Annotated in this window: 21 protein-coding genes; 10 read left to right on the forward strand and 11 right to left on the reverse strand. The window is 49.8% G+C overall.

Features of this window, described 5'->3' with window-relative positions:
• Positions 1-227 precede the first annotated feature (227 nt).
• Complete coding sequence (locus M0R33_RS19325) at positions 228-761, reverse strand: lysozyme inhibitor LprI family protein (RefSeq protein ID WP_292573242.1); 534 nt, start codon at positions 759-761, stop codon at positions 228-230.
• Positions 762-844: 83 nt separating this feature from the next.
• Complete coding sequence (locus M0R33_RS19330) at positions 845-2,353, reverse strand: hypothetical protein (protein WP_292573245.1); 1,509 nt, start codon at positions 2,351-2,353, stop codon at positions 845-847.
• Between the two features lie 133 nt (positions 2,354-2,486).
• Here M0R33_RS19330 and lnt point away from each other — a divergent pair, with 133 nt between their 5' ends.
• Complete coding sequence (gene lnt / locus M0R33_RS19335; protein ID WP_292573247.1) at positions 2,487-4,016, forward strand: apolipoprotein N-acyltransferase; 1,530 nt, start codon at positions 2,487-2,489, stop codon at positions 4,014-4,016.
• 335 nt (positions 4,017-4,351) lie between these two features.
• Here lnt and M0R33_RS19340 read toward each other — a convergent pair whose 3' ends face one another.
• Both M0R33_RS19340 and M0R33_RS19345 read right to left on the reverse strand, forming a co-directional pair.
• Positions 4,352-5,125, reverse strand: a complete 774-nt coding sequence (locus M0R33_RS19340) for a ParA family protein (protein WP_292573249.1) — start codon at positions 5,123-5,125, stop codon at positions 4,352-4,354.
• Positions 5,126-5,183: 58 nt separating this feature from the next.
• Complete coding sequence (locus M0R33_RS19345) at positions 5,184-5,672, reverse strand: zinc ribbon-containing protein (RefSeq protein ID WP_292573252.1); 489 nt, start codon at positions 5,670-5,672, stop codon at positions 5,184-5,186.
• Positions 5,673-5,763: 91 nt separating this feature from the next.
• On the opposite strand from M0R33_RS19345, the gene leuS reads away from it, so the two are divergent.
• From leuS to grxD, 4 genes are all read left to right on the forward strand, one after another.
• Entirely contained in the window at positions 5,764-8,352 is a 2,589-nt protein-coding gene (gene leuS / locus M0R33_RS19350; protein ID WP_292573255.1) for a leucine--tRNA ligase, read from the forward strand.
• A gap of 25 nt (positions 8,353-8,377) precedes the next feature.
• On the forward strand, positions 8,378-8,878 hold the full coding sequence (lptE, locus tag M0R33_RS19355; RefSeq protein WP_292573258.1) for an LPS assembly lipoprotein LptE: 501 nt from the start codon (positions 8,378-8,380) through the stop codon (positions 8,876-8,878).
• A 3-nt stretch (positions 8,879-8,881) separates the two neighbouring features.
• On the forward strand, positions 8,882-9,919 hold the full coding sequence (gene holA / locus M0R33_RS19360) for a DNA polymerase III subunit delta (protein WP_292573261.1): 1,038 nt from the start codon (positions 8,882-8,884) through the stop codon (positions 9,917-9,919).
• 67 nt (positions 9,920-9,986) lie between these two features.
• Positions 9,987-10,295, forward strand: a complete 309-nt coding sequence (grxD, locus tag M0R33_RS19365) for a Grx4 family monothiol glutaredoxin (RefSeq protein WP_292573264.1) — start codon at positions 9,987-9,989, stop codon at positions 10,293-10,295.
• Between the two features lie 38 nt (positions 10,296-10,333).
• On the opposite strand, the gene rnt is transcribed toward grxD, so the two are convergent.
• Positions 10,334-10,960, reverse strand: a complete 627-nt coding sequence (rnt, locus tag M0R33_RS19370) for a ribonuclease T (RefSeq protein ID WP_292573266.1) — start codon at positions 10,958-10,960, stop codon at positions 10,334-10,336.
• Positions 10,961-11,051: 91 nt separating this feature from the next.
• Here rnt and M0R33_RS19375 point away from each other — a divergent pair, with 91 nt between their 5' ends.
• Together M0R33_RS19375 and M0R33_RS19380 are read left to right on the forward strand one after the other, a co-directional pair.
• Positions 11,052-11,837 carry a VacJ family lipoprotein gene (locus M0R33_RS19375; protein WP_292573269.1) on the forward strand — a complete coding sequence of 262 codons (786 nt, stop codon included), beginning with the start codon at positions 11,052-11,054 and terminating at the stop codon, positions 11,835-11,837.
• A gap of 223 nt (positions 11,838-12,060) precedes the next feature.
• On the forward strand, positions 12,061-12,792 hold the full coding sequence (locus tag M0R33_RS19380; RefSeq protein ID WP_366044308.1) for a VacJ family lipoprotein: 732 nt from the start codon (positions 12,061-12,063) through the stop codon (positions 12,790-12,792).
• Between the two features lie 42 nt (positions 12,793-12,834).
• Here the strand turns inward: M0R33_RS19380 and mtaB are convergent, their stop codons facing one another.
• From mtaB to M0R33_RS19405, 5 genes are all read right to left on the reverse strand, one after another.
• The gene (gene mtaB / locus M0R33_RS19385; protein ID WP_292573275.1) at positions 12,835-14,121 is read right to left on the reverse strand and encodes a tRNA (N(6)-L-threonylcarbamoyladenosine(37)-C(2))-methylthiotransferase MtaB; all 1,287 of its coding nucleotides are present in this window, start codon (positions 14,119-14,121) and stop codon (positions 12,835-12,837) included.
• A gap of 62 nt (positions 14,122-14,183) precedes the next feature.
• The gene (locus tag M0R33_RS19390; protein ID WP_292573278.1) at positions 14,184-15,413 is read right to left on the reverse strand and encodes a nucleoside recognition domain-containing protein; all 1,230 of its coding nucleotides are present in this window, start codon (positions 15,411-15,413) and stop codon (positions 14,184-14,186) included.
• Positions 15,414-15,430: 17 nt separating this feature from the next.
• Positions 15,431-16,789 carry an adenylosuccinate lyase gene (gene purB / locus M0R33_RS19395; protein ID WP_292573281.1) on the reverse strand — a complete coding sequence of 453 codons (1,359 nt, stop codon included), beginning with the start codon at positions 16,787-16,789 and terminating at the stop codon, positions 15,431-15,433.
• A gap of 58 nt (positions 16,790-16,847) precedes the next feature.
• Positions 16,848-17,942 carry a tRNA 2-thiouridine(34) synthase MnmA gene (mnmA, locus tag M0R33_RS19400; protein ID WP_292573284.1) on the reverse strand — a complete coding sequence of 365 codons (1,095 nt, stop codon included), beginning with the start codon at positions 17,940-17,942 and terminating at the stop codon, positions 16,848-16,850.
• The gene (locus tag M0R33_RS19405; RefSeq protein ID WP_292573287.1) at positions 17,939-18,394 is read right to left on the reverse strand and encodes an NUDIX hydrolase; all 456 of its coding nucleotides are present in this window, start codon (positions 18,392-18,394) and stop codon (positions 17,939-17,941) included. The genes mnmA and M0R33_RS19405 overlap by 4 nt, the downstream gene beginning before the upstream one ends.
• Before the next feature lie 124 nt (positions 18,395-18,518).
• Here M0R33_RS19405 and clpS point away from each other — a divergent pair, with 124 nt between their 5' ends.
• Together clpS and clpA are read left to right on the forward strand one after the other, a co-directional pair.
• A complete protein-coding gene (gene clpS, locus M0R33_RS19410; protein WP_292573290.1) occupies positions 18,519-18,842 on the forward strand; it encodes an ATP-dependent Clp protease adapter ClpS in 324 nt (107 codons plus the stop codon).
• A gap of 9 nt (positions 18,843-18,851) precedes the next feature.
• A complete protein-coding gene (clpA, locus tag M0R33_RS19415; RefSeq protein WP_292573293.1) occupies positions 18,852-21,131 on the forward strand; it encodes an ATP-dependent Clp protease ATP-binding subunit ClpA in 2,280 nt (759 codons plus the stop codon).
• 36 nt (positions 21,132-21,167) lie between these two features.
• Here clpA and infA read toward each other — a convergent pair whose 3' ends face one another.
• A complete protein-coding gene (infA, locus tag M0R33_RS19420; protein ID WP_013819653.1) occupies positions 21,168-21,386 on the reverse strand; it encodes a translation initiation factor IF-1 in 219 nt (72 codons plus the stop codon).
• Between the two features lie 292 nt (positions 21,387-21,678).
• On the opposite strand from infA, the gene M0R33_RS19425 reads away from it, so the two are divergent.
• Entirely contained in the window at positions 21,679-22,206 is a 528-nt protein-coding gene (locus tag M0R33_RS19425; protein WP_292573313.1) for a sigma-70 family RNA polymerase sigma factor, read from the forward strand.
• Positions 22,207-22,266 lie beyond the last annotated feature (60 nt).

The raw sequence follows: 22,266 nt of genomic DNA on the forward strand, positions 1-22,266 counted from the left end.
CTTTGAGCTGGTGGTTCGAATCATAGGTGCACGCTTTTTGGGGATGGTGGCTCATTTTTCGTGCATCATTATACCAAAAAAACCTTTATTATCATTATATATCAATAAGATGCACTTACTGAGCAGACTCTAATTAGCCGGGCGATGCCGCTTGAGGTAAAGCAGCGAACTTTTGCATGATGGGGCGATACGCACCGAGAACGAAGCGAGGTCGAGCCGCCAAACTTTTACGGCGCTTCCGGCAATGCGGGTTGAATCGGCTTGATCGGAAACGACCCCGAACACATATCGCCTTCTTCCACGCCGTCCAGCCATTTTTTCAATTGCCGGGTGCGTTCGCGCGTCATGGATGCGATTTGCTCATGCCAGCAAGCCTTGAAACTGCTGCCGTAGTAGCCGGGTTGTTCTCTTATGGGGTATATGGCGAGCATTTCCGCGTCACGCCACTTTAGCCAGGCACGTTGGGCTTGCTTGAGGCTGTCTATAAAAGGTTTGTCGTTGGCGTGTTGCTTGAGTATCGCTTGATAAGTACTGTTTAGCGCCTGGTCGGCCGTTTGATTGTCCAGACCGCTGCACTGATTGATTTCTTGCTGGGTGTCGGCGTTATCAAAGCAGGTCGGTTTGGCCTCATCGGCGGTGACCAGCGTGGAAGCGAGAATCAGGGAGAGATAAATCGGCTTTATTGGAATGCGCAAATCATAAGACGATTGGTGTAATGAATGCGCAACAGTACGGGTATTGCGGGTGTGTAGTAAGTGCATTGTAAGCGGCGTCGCGTTAGTTTATGTAATGAACCCTGCAAAAGAGCAATTGCCCTGCCATTGCTATTATTACAAGCTAATCGTCATTCAAGGGCAAATCTGAAGCGGGCGAAAAATGGATTGCTTTCCATACAGGCGGTCAGGCGTAATGACGAGCCGATGGTTAATGGAATTTTGCTGTTTAGAGCATATTTACCGTTGGCTAAAAAAACCTGAGCATTATCGGTGCCTTCACCAATGACGACCGCGGATGCTTCGTTCCCGTTATCCGCAATGCTATAAATTGTGCAATTACCGGATATTTGCTCCAGTAATAATTGAATGGCATTGGACAGTTCGTTGAAGTTTTGTTGGCGAATGATCGCTATCGAAACGGGGTGTTGTTCTTTATAAAGCAGCACGATGTCTCCGGTAGAACAATCCGGCATACGGCTTTCGGCAACCCAATAGGATTTGTTAGGGGTTTTATGTAAGTTGACATATTTGCCCAAGGCGATTTCGCCGCTAAAAGGCTGTTCGGGTTGTTCGAAAACATTGCGTTGATGCTCCAATGGCACCAACGCTAAGCCGCGATTGAAATTGGTGGGGTCGCGAAGTTGGGCGCTAAGTTGATTGATTTTCGATAGCTTGTTGAGTTCTTGCAAATAGTGGCAGGCGCCGAGGAAGCCGGGGATCAGCTTGGTGCGCGATGGCATGCCTGGAGTGATGGCGCTGAATACCTGTTTGTAACCGCCGAAAAGTAAGGCCAGTTTGTTTTGGTGGCTGGGGCTTAACTTGGTCGCAACGGTGCCCAATTGCAATTCATGGCTGATACGCTGACTTTTTATGCCCATAAAATGAGTGGGTAGGGAGCGGTTGTTCCTTCTGACCGGATAGGGCGGCAAGTCTTTGCTCAAGTCCCAATAAAATCCGCAATCCAATGCCTCTGTTGAGGTTTCAATTTTCAGCAAATGGGCGCACTGATTGGATAGTAGGAACAGCTGGCTGATTTCATCGGGTTTGTAGAGTCCCGGACAGATAATGTTGAACAGCAGGTTGCGTTTGACGACAGACTCGATGTCGGTTTGGGGTTTGAATTCACTTAATTTTGTTGCCTGGGGTAGTTTCAATGCCTCGGTTGATGCGGCCAGTTTATAAAGTTGCGCGGATTTTTTCCAAAGCGTGGCGGAAGGTACGTCATAAAACAGGCTGTAGCAGCGCATGGCATAGCCGATTAACTGCAGGGCATAAAAAATGGCCAGATTCTGACTGGTGGATTCCAGCTTTTTACTTTCAATGCTCTGGCAAAAAATCAGGGCTAATTGGCGGGGCAGTTGCATGGCCAATTTGCCGATTTTTAGAGATTTGCCGGAAAGGTCCGTTTCGGTTGCGGCGGTTGCGGACAGGCTGTTGGAAAAGTGCAATGTCAACGGCGTTAAATTGACCAATAAGGGTAAAAGTTCGATAGGCGGGTATTTGTCGTCTTTGAGCTGTTTTAGTACCAGGTTTAGTTGATGGGCGGCCTGAGCGTGGGGCAATAGGCTTAAACCGTCCAGCCATTCAGCCAGCGCATCAGAGTTCAATTCAAAGGGTAGGGTATTGTCTGTTGCCATTGATTTTGTTGGGTATGACGCTTAGTAAACTTGCAAGTCTAGCCGAAATCAGCATGGCTATGAAAACTTAGCTCAAGCGTATCGCTAATCACGGCATAATACTCAACAGGTTTTCACATATTTACTCGTTAAGATGACTCGATTATTCCAATGGAAATGGCTATTGCCGGCACCGGTATTGGGTGCACTGTTGACGCTGGCGTTCGCACCTTACGATTACAGCTATTTTGCGGTAATCGCGATAGTGTTTTTTTATCGGTTTTGCCTCGTACAGCCGGCCGGACGAGCGGCTTTATGCGGCTATTTATTCGGCTTGGGATTGTTCGGTTCCGGTATCTGGTGGGTGTATATCAGTATTCATGATTTCGGCGGCGCGGCTGCGCTCAGCTCCGGTTTATTGGCCGGTTTGTTGGTGTCTATATGGGCGGTATTTCCGGCAATAACGGCGTACTTTTCGGCAAAATTGCTTGCCATGAAGGGCGTTTGGTTTCGGCTGTTGGCGGTGAGTTTGGTTTGGGTGGCGGTCGAGTATTTTCGCGGTTATTGGTTGCTGAATGGTTTTCCGTGGCTGCAGATTGCCTATAGCCAGATAAATACGCCTTTGGCTGGCTATGCGCCTGTCGTTGGTGTGTATGGTATGGGGTTTTTATTGGTCGTTAGCGCGGCTCTGCTGGCGGAATCGTGGCGAGTCCGAACACTGCGTTTACCCGGCGTGTTGATGTTATTTGTGATTTGGGGCGGCGGTTGGTTGTTGCAGGGCCTGCAATGGACGCATGCTATCGGAAGTCCCATTGAAGTGACCTTGGTACAGGGTAATATAGCTCAGGATCAAAAATGGCAAACCGATCAAATGTTGAGTACTTTAAGGTTGTATCTGCAACTGACCGAACAGCATTGGGACGCCGATGTGATCATCTGGCCGGAAACGGCGATTCCGGCTTTTTTAGCGGACGTTAAAGACTTTTACCTTGATCCCTTGTCTGCCAAGGCACGGGAAAAAGGGGTGGATTTAGTGGTAGGTTTGCCCAGTAACGGTGCCGGTAACGATTATTACAACAGCGTCATCACCTTGGGCGAGAGCGAGGCGATATATCACAAACATCATTTGCTGCCGTTTGGCGAATATCTACCGTTGCAACCGCTGTCGGGTTGGGTGCTGGATCAGCTGCAAATCCCGTTGGGCAACTTTGCCTTGGGCGGCGCCAGGCAGCCTTTACTCAAGGCGGGCGGTTATCGGTTCGTGACCACTATTTGCTATGAAGATGCCTTTGGTGAGTTGGTTAATCGGCAAGTCGGGCAGGCGGCTTATTTGGTGAATGTCACCAACGACGGCTGGTTTGGCGATACCTCGCAACCTTATCAACATATGCAGATGGCGCAAATGCGCGCCTTGGAAACCGGCCGTTACCTGTTGCGCGCTACCAATACCGGGGTAACCGGATTCGTCGGGCCGAATGGTAAAATCCTTGCGCAGGCACCGTTGTTTACCGCCACTACATTGACGAGTACCATCATCCCCATGGCGGGATTGACACCTTATGCCAGATGGGGCGATCAAGCGGTTTTTGGCGGGTTAATTCTATTGGTGGGTATAGTTTGGGGGTTGGTGCGATTTGCGGGGCGTCGGTCCAGACGTCTAAAACAAAAAATTAAGACTTTATAGTACCAATGCCGCCGAAATAAATAGCAAATTGGCGGAAGTGGGCGGGCATTAAACAGGTAGTTGATTAATTGACAAGGACAACAGTGATAAATAAGGCAGGCTAATGGCCTGTTTAGTCAGGGATGAAACCCAACGGCTAAGATAATTTAAGACATTGTCGCATAAGAATGGCCGACTACCTAATCAGTACCTGACAAGATGTAAGCGTTAGGGATAGTCGTTGTTCTCTTCAAATAATTTACAGAAGATTGCAACGGTTTATCCCTTAGCTATAAAACTGTCGTCGGCGACACTTGAGCTTAATGGCTAGCGTTGATGCGGCCTTTTTGCGGGGTTTATTTATGAATTTCCAAATGCAGCGCCCGATATTCTTCGGTCAGTTTGTGCGATGGCGCGTAATGCACTAGCGGTTTGGCGTCGGTGTGCGACTCCCTGACCTTGACCGAAGTGGATATTTTGGATTCCAGCACCGGCAGGCCTTCCGCAATCAAGTCATCCACCAGTTGCCGGGGCAGGTTGGCTTGTTTTTGGTATTGGTTGACTACCACGCCTTCCACTTCCAGGCCAGGGTTGTGATCGGCCTTGACTTCCGCAATTGAGCGCATCAGCGTGTATAGCGCTTCGCGGGCAAAGGTGTCGCAATCGAATGGAATCAGACATTTTTCTGCGGCTATCAATGCCGACAAACTGTAAAAATTCAGGATGGGCGGGGTGTCGATGTAGATGCAATCGTAGCCTTCCAGTTTTTCCAGCGCTTCCTTCAGTTTGTAAATTTTATGGCGGGATTCTAGCCGGCTTTGCAGGCCTTCCAGATCCGGATGGGAAGGCAGCACGAACAAATTCGGAAACGGGGTTTCATGAATGGCGCTGTCCAGGCCCTCCTTGCCGCCGCCGAATAACTCCAGTCCCAGGCTGTCTTTGAAAAAATGAGCAATGGTTTTGTCCGAATCGGTAATTTTCACGCCCATTAAATATTGCGTCGAGTTACCTTGCACATCCAGGTCGATTACCAGGGTTTTTTTGCCTTCGACAGCACTAATTGCCGCCAGATTGCATGTGATGGTGGATTTTCCGACACCGCCTTTTTGATTAAAAATCACCCTGCGCATAATCGCCTCGATAGTTTAATAAATAAAAACCCGCATTATAAGGTTAAAGCTTGTAATATCAACAACGTGTAAATGCATCGCCTTGGCAGGCAGGGCATTTGGGAATCACGCTGGTGGATTTAAAGGCGATTTCCTTGCCGCAGGCGTCGCAGGTAAAGGTGCCGGGGCTGGCCACTTCTCCGCTTTTGTAAGGATGGTATTGCTTGGCTTCCATTTCCAGGGCGGCCAACTTGACTTTGGTTTTGTCGGCAATGTCCATAAAGGCGTCCAGAGCGAAGTTCTCGATCAGATCGATATCGAATTTCAACCATTCGGACAGTGAATTGTTGTCGTGTTGTTGCGATGGCGCGGTGGCGACATGCTCGATATCACGCATCACATAATCGGCGACTTTGTTGATTTCTTCCTGGGTGTGTCCGCCTAAGGCGCTGGTTTTTTCCTTGGCAATTTCCAAGGCATCGGCAACGCTGTGTAGGGTATCGTCCAGTGCTTCGTAAAGATGGCCCATGAGGTCATCGTAAGCTTTGATCAGTTTATTTTCGCCCATGGCTTCTCCTTGTTGTTTTAATGATTTCAGGCTTTGGATTTAAGCGCCCGTAAGGTATTCTAGCGCCTTTTTACATCAAAAGACGAATAGGATGGAAGAGCATTACAAACCGTTGCCGATTGAGCAAAAGGTACAGGCTGACTGGGAAAAATCCGGCGTATTTACCGCCAGCGAAAATACCGGTAAAGAAAAATACTATTGTTTGTCGATGTTTCCCTATCCCAGCGGCAAACTGCATATGGGCCATGTGCGTAATTACACCATAGGCGATGTGATCAGCCGTTTTCAACGCATGCAGGGTAAACACGTGTTGCAACCCATGGGCTGGGATGCCTTCGGTTTGCCGGCGGAAAACGCCGCCATGCAAAACAAAGTGCATCCAGCCGACTGGACCTATTCCAATATCGATTACATGCGCGAACAGCTGAAACGGCTTGGTTTCGGTTACGACTGGAGCCGCGAGCTGGCCACTTGCGATCCGGAATATTATCGATGGGAACAATGGTTTTTCCTGCGTCTGATGCAGAAAGGCCTGGTTTACAAAAAAACCGCGCCGGTCAACTGGTGTCCGCACGATCAAACCGTGTTGGCCAACGAGCAAGTCATAGACGGTTGCTGCTGGCGTTGCGATACCCTGGTCGAGAAAAAAGAAATCTCCCAGTGGTTTTTAAAAATTACCGAATATGCCGACGAATTGCTAAGTTCGCTGGAGAGTTTGCCGGGCTGGCCGGAACAGGTCAGAACCATGCAGGCCAACTGGATAGGCCGCTCCGAAGGCGTGGAGATGGATTTTGCGGTAGCGGGTTTCGATGAGGCGGTCCGCATTTACACCACTCGCCCCGATACCCTGATGGGTGTTACCTATCTGGCGGTTGCGGCAGAGCATCCCATGGCCAAAATGGCCGCCGAAAACAATGCCGATATCGCGGCGTTTCTGGAAGCCTGCAAGCAGATGGAAACCTCGGAAGCGGCCATGGAAACCATGGAAAAGCGCGGCATCGATTCCGGGTTTACCGCGACGCATCCTTTGAGCGGTGAGCAAGTGCCGGTTTGGATCGCCAACTTCGTATTGATGAGCTATGGTACCGGTGCGGTAATGTCCGTACCCGCACACGATCAGCGCGATTATGAATTTGCCCGAAAATACGGTATCGCTATCAAGGATGTTATCGCTGCCAGTGATGGATCTAACGACAGCGTTAGTGAAAAGGCCTTCACCGACAAAGGTGTATTGAAAAACTCCGGCGAATTCGACGGTCTGAATTTTAGTCAGGCTTTCGACGCTATTGCCGCTAAATTGATCGGGCTGGGCAAGGGCGAACGTAAGACCAACTTTCGTCTGCGCGACTGGGGTGTTTCGCGTCAACGATACTGGGGCGCGCCGGTGCCGGTGATTTATTGCGACGATTGCGGCACCGTGCCGGTGCCGGACGAGCAGTTGCCGGTGACGTTGCCGCGCGATGTAGTGCTGGACGGGTCGCAGTCCCCACTGGCGGCGCATCCGACTTTTCCGCATGCCGATTGCCCGAAATGCGGCAAGCCGGCGCAGCGCGAGACCGATACCTTCGATACCTTTATGGAATCGTCCTGGTATTTTGCCCGCTACGCCAGTCAGGATTGCGACACGGCGATGCTGGACAGCCGAGCCAATTATTGGTTGCCGGTCGACCATTACATCGGCGGTATCGAACACGCCATTCTGCATTTACTGTATGCGCGGTTTTACACCAAGCTGCTGCGCGACGAAGGTTTGATCGTTTGCGATGAGCCGTTCAAAAACTTGTTGACTCAGGGTATGGTGGTTGCGGAAACCTTCTATCAAATCGATGAACACGGTCATAAGCGTTATTACAACATGACGCAGATTCAGGTCGAGCGCGATAGCAAGGGTAAAATCGTCGGTGCGAAATTGCTGGAAGACGGTTCGCATGTCACGGTGGGCGCGATTGAGAAAATGTCAAAATCCAAAAACAACGGTGTCGATCCGCAGGTATTGATCGATCAATACGGCGCCGATACCGTGCGTTTGTATACCATGTTTACTTCGCCGCCGGACCAGTCGCTGGAATGGAACGATGCCGGTGTGGAAGGTGCGTTCAGGTTTTTGAAACGGTTATGGCGGCAGGTTTATCTGCATGTTGAATCGGGCTTGCCCGGCAAGGGTTTGGATGCGGCCGCGCTGACCGATGGGCAAAAAGCCTTGCGCCGGCAATTGCATCAAGCCCTGCAAAAAGTCACCGACGATATGGCGCGTCGGCACACCTTCAATACCGCGATTGCCGCCAATATGGAGCTGGTGAATGCCTTGAACAAGTTCGAGGATGATAGCGACAATGGCCGGGCCGTGCGTCAGGAAACCTTGGAGGCTATTGTATTGATGTTGGCGCCTATTATTCCGCATGCGGCGCAGCAATTGTGGCATGAACTGGGTCATGCTAGCGATATCGTCATGGCGGCCTGGCCGGTGCTCGATGAGACGGCATTGGTGCAGGACGCCATCGAAATGGTGGTGCAAGTCAATGGTAAATTACGCGGCAAATTTTCGGTGGCGGCTACAGCGTCAAAAGAGCAGATCGAAGCGTTAGTGCTGGCCGACGAACACGTGCAACGCTATATCGACGGTAAACCGGTGAAAAAACTGATTGTGGTACCGCAAAAACTGGTAAATATCGTTGTTTGATCCGTTAATCAATAGACTGAATCTGATGAAAATTGCCCGGAAAATCGTTTTGCTTACTGTCCTGAGTTTGTTGACTGCTTGCGGTTATCATCTGCGCGGATCCATTGCTTTGCCGGCCGCTTTGAAAAATATGTATTTATTCGGTGCCTCCGGCTCGCTTAATGCCGAAACAAAAGCGGTATTGAAGGCTTCGGATGGCAAGCTGGCGGATTCTCCGAATGATGCGGGCATTGTAGTAAAGGTTTTAAAGGAAGATTTTCGCCGTCGTGTGTTGTCGGTGGGCTCGACGGGTAAGTCCAGCGAAGTGGAGCTGAATTATTACCTGAGATTTCAGTTTTACGATAATAAAGAAAATACCCTGCAGGACGAGCAAACCATAGAAATCAGTCGTGAGTTTTTCAATGACCAGACTGCCATTCTGGCTAAGGAAAACGAAGAAGCATTGATACAAAAAGAGATTTATAGACAGGCTGTGCGGATGCTGATGTCACGTGCGCAAGCCGCGATCGAAAACAAGAAACTCTAAGCCATGCGCTATAAGCCGGAGCAACTGGAAGCCGCGCTGCAAAAGGCGGCTTTGCAGCCGGTTTACCTCATTACGGGTGATGAGCCGCTGCAAGTCGGTGAAGCTGCCGACGCCATCAGGGATGCGGCTCGGCGGGCGGGTTACACTGTGCGGGAAGTCGTCAGCATCGATCACGGTAACGAATGGTCGCAATTGTCCGAGGAAGCCGACTCGCTGTCGATTTTTGCCGATAAAAAAGTTATCGATTTGCGGCTGGTTTCGGCAAAACCGGGTAGCGAAGGCAGTAAAGCTCTACTTGCCTATTGCCAACACTTGCCGGCCGACACGCTTTTGATGATTACCACCGGCAAGCTCGATACGGCATCGCAGAAAACCCAATGGTTCCAGGCTATCGACAATGTCGGAGTCATTGTGCAGGTGTGGCCTCTGCAGGGGCCTGACTTGCTGAACTGGTTGCAGCGGCGCGCGGAACGCAGGGGGATGCGGCTTGAGCAGGACGCCGTTAAAATCCTGGCCGGACGTATCGAAGGCAATTTGTTGGCGGCGGCACAAGAGATAGAAAAACTGTTTATTCTGCACGGCAAAGCAGTGATAAACAAAACCATGATTGCGGAGGCGGTGGCCGATAGTTCGCGTTTTGATGTGTTTAAATTGACGGAGGCCTTGTTGGCTGGTAAGCATAATAGGGCCGTTAAAATTCTAAACGGACTGAAAGCAGAAGGTATCGCCGCACCTGTCGTGCTGTGGGCGCTTAGTCGCGAAGCGAGGGTTTTGTTTAATGTTAAATCCGAATTGATACAGGGCCGCCATCAGGATGCGGCCTTTAAGAGTCATCAGGTTTGGGATAAACGTAAGTCATTAATGCAGGATGCCCTGCGCAGGTTTTCCGTAGAGCAAATAGAGTCTTTATTGCTGGCCGGTGCCAAGGCGGACAGGCAGGCCAAAGGTCAGCTCGCCGGCGATGAATGGGACACCCTGTTTAATATTTGTTTAAAATTTTGTCAGCCGGTAATGGATATCCAAGGCCTGTCCATGCGTTAGTTTTGTTTAATAAACCGGGTATTCTTGATAAAATTACTGGGTTATTAATTTGGATTGAGTAATAGTCATGAGCGTGATTGAAAGAATTGAAGAACAACTTGCCAGTCAACCGGTGGTGTTGTACATGAAAGGTACCCCGGATTTCCCGCAGTGCGGTTTTTCCGGCAGGGTTGTGCAGGTATTGCAGGCCTGCAATGCGCAGTATCGGGCGATCAATATATTTGAAGATCCTGAATTACGCGACGCCTTGAAAGCATATTCCAACTGGCCGACTTATCCGCAGTTGTATGTCAACGGACAGTTGGTGGGTGGCTGCGATATCGTGATGGATTTGTTTAATAAAGGCGAATTGCAGAGCATGATCGGCGCTGCATAACCGTTGTTTGTATCCGGCGACTCGCAGCCGTGAGTCGCTTATGCCGCTTCGAAGGCTAAAAGTTTTTTCCAGCGGTTATAGATAATACAAAACAATTCCGCGGTTTGTTCGGCATCGTAAAGGGCTGAATGGGCGCGTTCGTTATCCCACTCCAATCCAGCCGCTTCGGCAATTTTGGCTAATACCGTCTGACCGAATACCAGTCCCCCCAAAGTAGCGGTATCAAAACTGCTGAATGGGTGAAATGGGCTGCGTTTTATTTGCGTGCGGTCAATGGCGGCATTTAAAAAGTTGATGTCGAAAGCCGGATTGTGGCCCACCAAAATGGCGCGTTTACATTCGTTGCGTTTTACGGCCGCTCTAATCGGGGTAAACAATTGATTAAGGCCTTCTTTTTCGTCGACGGCCATGCGAAACGGATGATAGGGGTCGATCCCGGTAAACTTTAAGGCAGCTTCATCCAATTCCGAATTTTTAAACGGGATGATGTTGCAATGATGTTTTTCAGTGATCCCCAGCCAGCCTTCCGCATCTTGTTCGACGATAATGGCGGCTATTTCAAGGAGTGGGTTTTTTTTTGCGTTGAAGCCGGCGGTTTCAATATCTACAATAACGGGCAAATAGCCTCTGAAACGGTTTCCTAGCGGATTGTGACTTAGTTCCATGGTCTGTGGTGGCTTGATAAATCGTTAATATGATATGTTACGTCAGTTTTAGACGGCTATAAACAATTAATCAGGTGACGAGGTAAATCTTATGCGAGGCAAAATAATAGGTTCTTTGGTTGCTATCGGTGCGATGGCTTTAATGAATGGGTGTGCAACCGTGCAAAGCCCCGATCCCAGAGACCCTTGGGAAAGCTGGAACAGAGGCGTGCAGTCGTTTAACGATGACGTGGACAGTTATGTCATGAAGCCTGTTGCCAAAGGTTACAAATGGGTCATGCCTGATTTTGCCGATCAAGGGGTAACCAACTTTTTTAGCAACCTGGATGACATTGGTGTCTTCACCAACGACTTATTGCAAGCAAAACTTATGCAGTCCGGAATGGATACCGCCCGTTTTCTGGTCAACACCACGGCCGGTGTCGGTGGTCTGGTTGACGTTGCCAGCATGATCGATTTGCCCAAGCATAACGAAGACTTCGACCAAACCCTGGGGGTTTGGGGCCTGCCTACCGGACCTTATATCGTCTTGCCGCTTTTCGGGCCCAGTTCGCCGCGAGGCGTGGTTGGTTTGGTCGGGGATGCCGCCATGAATCCAATCACATATGCCGGCTTCTATTTGAATCCTGAATGGATAGGCGCGGCGGTATCGATGGGATCAGGCGCGTTAAAGGTCATTGATGCCCGTTCCGACCTGTTGGGCATGGAAAAAGTAGCAACCGAAGCGGCGCTGGATCGTTATCAGTTTTTTCGCGATGCCTATCTGTCCAACCGTAATTATTTAGTCAATGACGGTAATGTGCCGGAAGATGATGTTTTGAAATTTGAAGACCTTAAAGACGATGGGTATGGGCCGTTAAACACCAATCCATATTAATCGACGCAGTTCATTCAGCTAAAAAAGGCCGCGTGCCTAAAGCAACGCGGCCTTTTTTTGCGTTCGCTATCAGAAAATGACTGGTTTGTTTTTCAACGATGGTTAAGCGGATGATAGCTATGTTATGGTTGAACATTGTTAGGGATTATAAAAACAATCAGGATACGAGGTAAGTCTGATGCAAATCAAAAATATAGCCATACTTTTATCTGCCCTTGGCAACATGCTTTTATTGAACGGGTGTGCGACTGTTCATGCTACGGACCCAAATGATCCGTGGGAGAGTTGGAATCGTAGTATGCAATCGTTCAACGATGGGGTGGATGATTATGTGATGAAACCGGTGGCGGAAGGATACCGCTGGATAACCCCGGATTTTGTCGATCAGGGCGTTTCCAATTTCTTCAGTAATATCGGCGATATCCGGGTCACCATCAATGATGCTTTACAAGGCAAATTTGCCCAAAGTGCTTTTGACGGTACGCGCTTCTTTCTGAATAGCACCTTGGGTCTGGCCGGTTTTATTGATTTGGCCAGCAATGTTGATTTACCCAAGCATCATGAAGATTTTGACCAAACCTTAGGGTTTTGGGGCGTGCCGAGCGGACCTTATCTGGTGTTGCCTTTGCTGGGTCCCAGCTCGCCGCGCGGCGTAGTCGGTGTGGCGGGTGATGTGGCTATGAATCCCATCAGTTATACCGGTGTTTATTTAAGTTCGTCTGCGGTATCGACAGCGGTATCGGGCGGATTGGGCGCGTTGAATGCGGCCGACTTGCGGGCAGATAACCTGGAAAATGAAAGAATAGCCAGCGAAGCAGCGCTGGATCGCTATGCCTTTTTTCGCGGCGCCTATTTATCGCAACGCAACTATTTGATTCACGACGGTAACGTACCCGAGGACGATGTGTTGAATCTAGACGAGCAGGAGGGTTTGTCGCCGGTGCAACCTTATTGATATTATTTAACGGCTTACGCCCTGTATCGCAGGGCGTTTTTCTTAAACCAAGATCGATTCGATAAACTGGCTGTGAGCTGCTTGCAGTTTGGCATGGCGTATTTGGTTTTCCAGGCTCACCTCACCGGGCACATCGCAGGCAACCCGCAGATAATTGGGTGTATAGCCAAAATAACGGATTTTGCCGTTATCCAGTACTTCAGTCTGGCCTTCCCAAAGCACGTTAGCCAATGAGTTTAGATTTTCGGCGACGAAATCCTGTTTTAAGGTTTCGGCAAGTTCATGCAGTTGTTTGCTGCGTTGTTTTTTCAGCGTCTGACTGATTTGATCCGGCAGTCCTGCAGCCTTGGTACCCTCACGCGGCGAATAACTGAAAATATGAATATGCCCAAAGCCCAGCTTTTGGATGTAATCAAAGCTTTCCTGCCATTCCTGCTCGGTTTCACCCGGAAAGCCGACGATGATGTCGGTGGTGATATTAAAGTTTGGAATCAAGCTGCGGGCTTGTTGCACCATATCGGCAAATTCTTCGGTTTTACAGCGTCTGGCCATGCGCCGTAACACGCTGTTGCTGCCACTTTGTAAAGGCAAATGCAGATGTGGCATCAGACGCGGGTTTTTAAATAATTCAAAAAATCCCGGCGGTAATTCCCAAGGTTCCAGAGAGCCTAGACGCAGGCGGGGGATTTGGGTTTTTTCCAGTATGGTTTCAATCAACTCGACCAAGTGACTGTTGATGTCGCTGCCATAACCGCCCAGGTGTACGCCGGTGATGATAGCCTCGTTGATGCCTTGGCTGTGCAGGCTATTGATTTCAGCGATTACATCATCGATAGCGCGACTATGCTCTTCGCCGCGCGCCACGGTAACGATACAGAAGGTGCAGCGATAACGGCAGCCGTCTTGCACTTTAACGAAGGCACGTTGCCGGCCACGGCTAAACAAGGATATTTCACCGGGTTCGGTCGACATGGCCGGCATGCTGTCCAGATTGAGTTCGGTTAAGGCTTTTTCGACCAGCTGATTTTTGTCTTGGTTGCCGACGATCAAATCCACCCCCATCAACTGGGCCGCTTCGGTTTCGTTTAAGGTGGCGTAACAGCCGCTGACCACTAATTTGGCTTGCGGGTTGTCGCGATGGATGCGGCGGATCAGTTGTTTGGATTTTTTGACCGCATCCTGAGTGACCGCGCAGGAATTGATCACCACCATTTGGGCGTCATCCAGCTGGCGGGTAATGCTGTGGCCTTTAGCTTGAAAGGCTTGCGCCCAGGTTTCCAGCTCGGCTTCGTTGAGGCGACAGCCCAGGGTTTTTAAATGTATTTGCATGTATATGTTTAAAAAAATGTAGGGTGCATAAGCGTAGCGCCATGCACCTCTAATCAAAATAATTAACCAAAAAACCAATAAGTTATAAAAATGGCGGCCATAATACCTGAAAAGTCGGCAATCAGGCCGCAAACGGCGGCATGACGAATGTTGCTGATGCCTGCCGCACCGAAATACACCGCTAATACATAGAAGGTGGTTTCCGTGCTGCCTTGCACGACCGAGGCCAGGCGACCCGCAAACGAATCGGCACCATGGCTTTGCATGGTATCGATCATCATGGCTCTGGCACCGCTGCCGCTAAACGGTTTCATCAATGCCGTCGGCAGGCCGTCGATAAAACGGTTATCAATTTGCAAAAAGTCCACCATCAAGCGAATGCCGCCGGTCAATAATTCCAGCGCGCCGCTGGCACGAAACACCCCAAAAGCTACCAGCATGGCAACCAAATAAGGAATAATGCCGACAGCGGTTTGAAAGCCCTGTTTAGCGCCTTCTATAAATAACTCATAAGCATTCAGGCGTTGATAGGCGGCTGCGGCAATAAAGGCAGCTACCAAGCTAAACAAAACCAGATTGCTGAGCAGGGCCGATTGTTCCAGCATGATTACCTGATCCAGGCTGGAAAAATAGCTTAACAGGCCAATAATCAGCGCGGTAAGACCGCCCAGGTAAGCCAGTACAACCTTGTCCAGCAAATTGATTTTTTGCACAAATGCTACGGCTAGTAAACCAGCCAAGGTCGATACATAGGTGGCGATCAATATTGGAATGAAGACATCGGTTGGGTTGGCGGCACCCAGTTGCGCCCGGTAAGCGAATATGGTGACCGGAAACAAGGTCACAGAAGAGGTATTCAGCACCAGAAACAGAATTTGCGCATTGCTGGCACGGTCGGGATGCGGATTGATGCTCTGCATTTCCTGCATGGCTTTAATGCCCATCGGGGTAGCGGCATTATCCAGTCCCAGCATGTTGGCAGCGATGTTCATGGTTATCGCCCCAAGTGCCGGGTGGTTTTGCGGGATGTCGGGCATCAAGCGATTAAATAACGGATTTAACACCCGGGTGAGCAATGCGATAAAGCCGCTATGCTCACCAATTTTCATGATGCCCATCCATAAAGCCAGCACCCCGCTTAGCCCCAGCGAAATTTCAAACGCGGTTTTGGACAAGCTGAACATGGCCGTCATCAACTCGGAAAATACCTGCGTGTCGCCCAGCACCAGTAGTTTAAAGCTGGCGGTAACGAAGGCGCTGAGGAACAGGAAAATCCAGATGAAGTTCAGCAACAACCGGGTCCGGATTTTTAGCTGATTTTCTTGGCTAATTGCGCCGCATAACCGGTATAGCTGTGCGGTGTCAGCGCCATTAATTCAGCTTTGGCTGCGGCGGGAATCTGCAGTTTTTCCACGAAAGCGCGCATGCCTTCGCCGGTGACGCGCTGGCCGCGAGTCAGTTCCTTTAATTTTTCGTAGGGTTTTTCGATACCGTAGCGGCGCATCACGGTTTGAATCGGCTCGGCCAAGACTTCCCAGTTATTATCCAGATCCTGATCCAGCAGGGCAGGGTTGAGCTCCAGTTTGGAAATGCCTTTTAAAGTGGATTGAATGGCAATGCTGGTATGAGCGATGCCGACGCCGATATTGCGCAATACGGTGGAGTCGGTCAAATCGCGTTGCCAGCGCGAGACTGGCAGTTTGTCGGCCAAAAACCCGAAAATCGCGTTGGCCAAGCCCAGGTTACCTTCGGAGTTTTCAAAATCAATCGGATTGACTTTATGCGGCATGGTCGATGAACCCACTTCGCCGGCAACAGTTCTTTGTTTGAAATAACCCAGCGAGATATAGCCCCAGACGTCGCGATCGAAATCCAGCAAAATGGTGTTGAAGCGGGATAAGGCATGAAAGAACTCGGCCATGTAATCGTGCGGCTCGATTTGTATAGTGTAGGGATTGAAGTGCAGGCCCAACGATTCGACGAAATTCTGCGCAAACTGTGGCCAATCCACATCCGGATAGGCCACGCTATGCGCGTTGTAATTGCCGACCGCACCGTTGATCTTGCCCTGCAGCTCGACGGCTGCCAGTTGCTGGCGTTGACGTTGCATGCGGGCCACCACGTTGGCGAATTCCTTGCCGACTGTAGTTGGGGTGGCGGATTGGCCGTGGGTGCGCGATAGCATGGGTTGTTCTGCACAATCCAAAGCCAGTTGCTTGATGGCCGCAATAGTGGCGTCGATTTCCGCCAGGATTAACCCGCGGCCTTCTTTCAGCATCAAGCCATAAGACAGGTTATTGATGTCCTCGGAGGTGCAGGCGAAATGGATAAATTCATTAACAGCCTGCAGTTCGGCGTTATCTTGTATTTTTTGTTTAAGCAGATACTCGACTGCCTTGACGTCGTGATTGGTGGTTTTCTCGATATCTTTCACCGCTTGGGCGTCGGCTTCAGAGAAATGGCTGACAATATCGTTCAGTACGGCATTGGCTACACTCGATAACGTCGGCACTTCAACGATTTTTGCTTCCGCGGCCAAGGCTTGCAGCCAGCGCACTTCCACTTCGACCCGAAAACGGATCAAACCGTATTCGCTGAAAATAGGGCGTAAGGCGTCGACTTTGCCGGCATAGCGGCCGTCGATGGGGGAGATGGCGGTGAGGGTCATGATAGTTTCCTGCTTATTGGATTTTTTGTAGGTTGGGTTAGCGTTGCGTAACCAAACATTATTCGTTGTATTTGGCTTCGATGATGCCGCCACCCAAGCAAACCTCGCCCAGATAAAACACCACAGACTGGCCCGGCGTAATTGCTCGTTGCGCTTGGTCGAAACGGACTTTTACCCGCAAACCGCCATCCAGTGGTTCGACGATACAAGCCTGATCGGCTTGCCGATAGCGCGTCTTGGCGGCGCAACGCAGGGTTTCGGTCAAGGGATGGCTGCCGCACCAGTCCAGTTGTCCGGCTTCCAGCGTGTTGTGCAGCATCAGCGGATGGTCGTGGCCTTGGCCGACAATTAATACGTTGTTGTCCAGGTCTTTTTCCAGTACGAACCAGGGTTCGTCCGGCGCGTCTTTCACCCCGCCTATACCTAAACCTTGGCGTTGGCCCAGGGTGTAATACATCAAGCCATGATGTTGTCCGATGTAGACGCCCTCGGGCGTGCGCATTTCGCCGGGTTGATGTGGCAAATAGCGTTGCAGAAACTCTTTGAATTTGCGTTCGCCTATGAAACAAATGCCGGTACTGTCTTTCTTGCGGCTGTTGGCGAAACCGGCCTTGTCGGCCATGGCGCGGATTTCCGGTTTATGCAAATGGCCGATCGGGAACAGGGTTTTTGATAAGGCTTTTTGGCCCATGGCATATAAAAAATAGCTTTGTTCCTTGTTGGGGTCTAGCCCTTTCAGCAAACGAAACTCGCCATTTTGTTCATCGACACGGGCATAATGGCCGGTGGCGATAAATTCAGCGCCCAGGTCTTCGATTGCGTAGTTCAAAAACGCCTTGAATTTGACGTGTTTGTTACAAAGAATGTCGGGATTCGGCGTACGGCCGGCTTTAAACTCCGACAAAAATACTTCGAATACCTCGTCCCAGTATTCGGCGGCGAAGTTGACGGTTTTTAATTCGATGCCCAAGGTGTCGCAAACCTGCTGGGCATCGGCCAGGTCGTCCATTGCCGTGCAGTATTCTGTGCCGTCGTCTTCTTCCCAGTTTTTCATGAATAAACCGGTGACTTTGTGGCCTTGTTCTTGCAGGGTTAGTGCGGTTACTGAAGAATCGACGCCGCCGGACATGCCGACGATGATGTGTTTGCTCATGCTAAATCTAAATAGGTTTGTAATAAAGACAGCGGATGATGCTGACCTTTTAAATATTCATCTACGCAAATTAATACCAGTGGGCTGCGTAATTGGTCACGCTTTGCCATGATTTCCTGATGACTTAGCCAATGGGTTGCAAGTATGCCGGTATCCAGGGCTTGGTCGGGGTTATGGCTATGCACGCTGCCGGTAAAACAAAAACGCACGAAACTTGGGAAGTCAGGGGTTTTACGCCAGAGCTGAACGGCCACCAGGGCTTCCGGCTGAAACTGCCAGGCGGTTTCTTCCAGAACTTCGCGCTTGATTGCGCTGATCAAATCTTCGCCCGGCTCCAGATGGCCGGCAGGTTGATTGAACGCAATGCCATTGTCCGTTGTCTCTTCGACCAGTAAATAGCGCTGGTTTTTCTGAATGACAGCGGCAACGGTGACGTGGGGTTTCCAAACCATGAGTGTCGGTAATGTCTTAAAGGAGGCGCATTTTACGCGAAATGTTTTTTATATGGGTAAAGATTGAAATTTGCCTGTTTAGGCGCTATGTTAAAACCCTGATACAAACAGGCACACCAGGAAAATGACTGATTTCGATCCAATGAGAGATAATGAAGGCGATATTGTAGTTCAGCAGGCAAAACCGCAACTGAAAAGGCCGCCATTATTTAAGGTATTGTTGTTAAATGATGACTTTACGCCCATGGATTTTGTGGTCGAAATTCTCACCTGTTTTTTTAATATGAGTCAGGAAAGAGCCACCCAAGTGATGCTGCAGGTGCATACGCAAGGCGTGGGGGTGTGTGGCACCTACACCAAAGACGTGGCCGAAACCAAGGTACATATTGTTAATGATTATTCCAGGGAGCATCATCATCCTTTGATGTGCACGATGGAAGAAGCGTGAGAGGTAGCCATGCTAAGCAAAGAACTTGAAGTGACATTGAATGCCGCGTTTACAAATGCTCATGCCAAACGGCACGAATTTATAACTGTCGAGCATTTGTTATTGTCGTTACTGGATAACGTCACCACCATTCCAATATTGATTGCCTGTGGTTGCAATGTAAATGCGTTACGCGCCGAGCTAACTCGTTTCATTGATGAAACCATTTCCTTGATTCCGGAGGGTATACAGCGGGAAACCCAACCCACGTTAGGATTTCAAAGGGTTTTGCAGCGCGCGGTGTTTCATGTGCAGGCTTCCGACAAAAAAGAGGTTACCGGCGCTAATCTGTTCGTCGCCTTATTCAGTGAACAGGATTCGCATGCCGTTTATTTGTTGAATAGACAGGATATTACCCGCTTGGATGTGGTTAATTATCTGGCGCACGGCGTCTCGAAAATCGAGCAGCAGCAAAAACAAGGCCCTAGCGAAGAGACCGAGACCGAGCGGGGTATCAGCGATGCCACTGCCAGCCCGCTGGAAAAATATGCGACCAATCTGAATGAAGAAGCGATCAAGGGCAATATCGATCCGCTAATCGGGCGCGATTTGGAAGTGGAAAGGACCATACAGGTTTTATGCCGCCGGCGTAAAAACAATCCGTTATTGGTAGGCGAAGCCGGAGTCGGCAAAACCGCCATTGCCGAGGGCTTGGCTAAACGCATAGTGGAAGAACAAGTCCCGGAAATTTTGTTGAATAATGTCATCTATTCGCTGGATATGGGGGCGTTGGTTGCGGGTACCAAATATCGGGGCGATTTTGAAAAACGCCTGAAGTCATTGGTTGCGCAGCTTAAAAAAGAACCCAATTCAATTTTATTCATTGACGAAATACATACCATTATAGGGGCCGGTTCCGCTTCCGGCGGGGTGATGGATGCATCCAACCTGATCAAGCCGGTGTTGGCTTCGGGACAACTGCGTTGCATCGGCTCTACTACCTATCAGGAATATCGCGGTATTTTTGAGAAAGACCATGCCTTGGCCAGACGCTTCCAGAAAATCGATGTCGTCGAGCCTAGTGTTGAAGATGCAGTACAGATTTTAAAAGGTCTTAAAACCCGCTTTGAAGAGCATCACGGTCTTAAATATACTCAAGAGGCTTTACGGGCAGCGGTGGAATTGTCGGTGAGGTATATCACCGATAGGCATTTGCCGGATAAAGCCATTGACGTTATCGATGAAGCGGGCGCGAGGCAGCGCTTATTCGTGGAAAGCGAGCGTAAGGCCACTATTGATGCGCCGGACATTGAAGAAATCATCGCTAAGATAGCCCGGGTGCCGGCCCAATCGGTGTCTTCCAGCGATAAGGACAAATTGGCCAGTCTGGAAAAAAATCTGAAAATGCTGGTGTTTGGACAGGACGAAGCGATTTCGGAGCTGACTTCCGCTATCAAGCTGTCGCGTGCCGGCTTGCGCGATATCACTAAAACCATAGGATCATTTCTGTTTGCTGGACCTACCGGGGTGGGGAAAACCGAAGTGACCCGGCAGTTGGCGAAGGTATTAGGCATAGAACTGATTCGCTTCGATATGTCCGAATATATGGAGAGGCATACGGTATCACGCCTGATTGGCGCGCCTCCGGGTTATGTCGGTTTTGATCAGGGCGGATTGTTGACCGAAGCGGTAACCAAACACCCGCATTCGGTATTGTTGCTTGACGAGTTGGAGAAAGCCCATCCCGATGTGTTCAATCTGCTGTTACAAGTCATGGATCATGGCACCTTGACCGACAATAATGGTCGTAAAGCCGATTTTCGCAACGTTATCTTGATTATGACCACCAACGCCGGGGCCGAGGAAGGCAGTCGGGCTTCGATAGGTTTTACCGAGCAAAATCATGCCACCGATAGCATGAAAGTGATCGAGCGCGGTTTTTCGCCGGAATTTAGAAACCGGTTGGACGCCATTGTGCAGTTCAAGCCTTTGGATATCAGCGTGGTTGGCAGTGTGGTCGATAAGTTTATTTTCGAACTTGAGTCGGTTTTGGCGGATAAAAACGTCACTTTGACGCTGGAGACGGATGCTCGGATTTGGCTGGCGGAACGCGGTTATGACGAAAAAATGGGTGCAAGACCTATGGCGCGCCTGATTCAGGAAAAAGTCAAAAAACCACTATCCGAGGATCTGTTGTTCGGCCGTTTGATAAACGGAGGGCATGTACGGATTTTTGTCGAAAACGATCAGCTGGCTTTTGGCATCGAAGGCAAGCAACTCGTGGTTTCGGAATTGAATCAGATGGTTTAAACGGGTAGAGCAATCGCAATCCCGTGGAAAACGGGATTAGCGATTGCGGAATGTGATGCGGCCTTTGGTCAGGTCGTAGGGAGTCATTTCTACTCGGACTTTGTCACCGGTCAGAATACGAATATAGTGTTTACGCATTTTGCCGGAAATGTGAGCGGTCACAATATGCCCGTTTTCCAGTTCGACACGAAACATGGTATTAGGCAGGGTGTCGATAACCTTACCATCCATTTCAATTTGATCTTCTTTTGCCATAAATACACCTGTCGGATAAAAAACCGGTATCTTAGCACGAATCTGTTTTATTATGACTTAAGTTGTATGGAATTTTGACATTTTCAGACTGGCGGAATACTCTGCACGGGTTGAAAGCCGGTACGGTTTGTAACTTCAAAACATGCGTTCAACGCCGCGCGGGTTCGATCGGGGCACGCGGTCGGAATTCAAGGATCATTTATATTTTCATCTCTACCAGCCAATAGCATGGACCCGCTAAAGCCATTAAACACATTTGCGATTCCGGCGAATCAAATCTCACCCGCGACTCATGTCGGATAGTATCCAAGCACTCAATTACGATTTAATCTGGAACGATTCGCTAGCGGATGACTTGCGGCGTTTCTTAACCAAGCGCTTGAAATGCGCGGAAGCCGCCGCCGATTTAACGCAGGAAACCTACTTGCGCCTGCATCAGCAAAATAGTGCTGCGGATACTCAGCACGATAACGCGCGTGCTCTGGCTTTTCATATAGCCATGAATCTGGCGGTTGACTATCAACGTAAAGCATCGGTTAGAAATCGATATCTGGTTGCCGAGAGCATCGATGCCATCGCTGAAACGCCTTCCGGCAGCCAGACACAGCCTGAACGCATTTTGATCGCCCAACAGCGTTTGGCGATCCTGCAAACTGCTCTGGATGAATTATCGCCGGTTTGCCGTACCGTGTTTTTACTACATGGCGTCGAAGGCTTGAAGTATGCGGAAATTGCCGTGCGCATGGGTATATCAGTATCCATGGTCGGCAGGCACTTGGCGCAAGCCATGCTTCATTGCGCCAGCCGGGTAGGCGAATGAATTTCGGTTTTGTTGATTTTGGATTGATCCCTTCTTATCGGTGCAAGTCGTCCGCTGTTT

The sequence above is a fragment of the Methylomonas sp. genome, assembly GCF_023228165.1.
GTDB lineage: Bacteria > Pseudomonadota > Gammaproteobacteria > Methylococcales > Methylomonadaceae > Methylomonas.

Excerpts from the sequence above, each read along its gene's own strand:
- M0R33_RS19325 (WP_292573242.1), bottom strand. The coding sequence starts at position 761 with ATGCACTTACTACACACCCGCAATACCCGTACTGTTGCGCATTCATTA.
- M0R33_RS19330 (WP_292573245.1), bottom strand. The coding sequence starts at position 2,353 with ATGGCAACAGACAATACCCTACCCTTTGAATTGAACTCTGATGCGCTG.
- lnt (WP_292573247.1), top strand. The coding sequence starts at position 2,487 with ATGACTCGATTATTCCAATGGAAATGGCTATTGCCGGCACCGGTATTG.
- M0R33_RS19340 (WP_292573249.1), bottom strand. The coding sequence starts at position 5,125 with ATGCGCAGGGTGATTTTTAATCAAAAAGGCGGTGTCGGAAAATCCACC.
- M0R33_RS19345 (WP_292573252.1), bottom strand. The coding sequence starts at position 5,672 with ATGGGCGAAAATAAACTGATCAAAGCTTACGATGACCTCATGGGCCAT.
- leuS (WP_292573255.1), top strand. The coding sequence starts at position 5,764 with ATGGAAGAGCATTACAAACCGTTGCCGATTGAGCAAAAGGTACAGGCT.
- lptE (WP_292573258.1), top strand. The coding sequence starts at position 8,378 with ATGAAAATTGCCCGGAAAATCGTTTTGCTTACTGTCCTGAGTTTGTTG.
- holA (WP_292573261.1), top strand. The coding sequence starts at position 8,882 with ATGCGCTATAAGCCGGAGCAACTGGAAGCCGCGCTGCAAAAGGCGGCT.
- grxD (WP_292573264.1), top strand. The coding sequence starts at position 9,987 with ATGAGCGTGATTGAAAGAATTGAAGAACAACTTGCCAGTCAACCGGTG.
- rnt (WP_292573266.1), bottom strand. The coding sequence starts at position 10,960 with ATGGAACTAAGTCACAATCCGCTAGGAAACCGTTTCAGAGGCTATTTG.
- M0R33_RS19375 (WP_292573269.1), top strand. The coding sequence starts at position 11,052 with ATGCGAGGCAAAATAATAGGTTCTTTGGTTGCTATCGGTGCGATGGCT.
- M0R33_RS19380 (WP_366044308.1), top strand. The coding sequence starts at position 12,061 with ATGCTTTTATTGAACGGGTGTGCGACTGTTCATGCTACGGACCCAAAT.
- mtaB (WP_292573275.1), bottom strand. The coding sequence starts at position 14,121 with ATGCAAATACATTTAAAAACCCTGGGCTGTCGCCTCAACGAAGCCGAG.
- purB (WP_292573281.1), bottom strand. The coding sequence starts at position 16,789 with ATGACCCTCACCGCCATCTCCCCCATCGACGGCCGCTATGCCGGCAAA.
- mnmA (WP_292573284.1), bottom strand. The coding sequence starts at position 17,942 with ATGAGCAAACACATCATCGTCGGCATGTCCGGCGGCGTCGATTCTTCA.
- M0R33_RS19405 (WP_292573287.1), bottom strand. The coding sequence starts at position 18,394 with ATGGTTTGGAAACCCCACGTCACCGTTGCCGCTGTCATTCAGAAAAAC.
- clpS (WP_292573290.1), top strand. The coding sequence starts at position 18,519 with ATGACTGATTTCGATCCAATGAGAGATAATGAAGGCGATATTGTAGTT.
- clpA (WP_292573293.1), top strand. The coding sequence starts at position 18,852 with ATGCTAAGCAAAGAACTTGAAGTGACATTGAATGCCGCGTTTACAAAT.
- infA (WP_013819653.1), bottom strand. The coding sequence starts at position 21,386 with ATGGCAAAAGAAGATCAAATTGAAATGGATGGTAAGGTTATCGACACC.
- M0R33_RS19425 (WP_292573313.1), top strand. The coding sequence starts at position 21,679 with ATGTCGGATAGTATCCAAGCACTCAATTACGATTTAATCTGGAACGAT.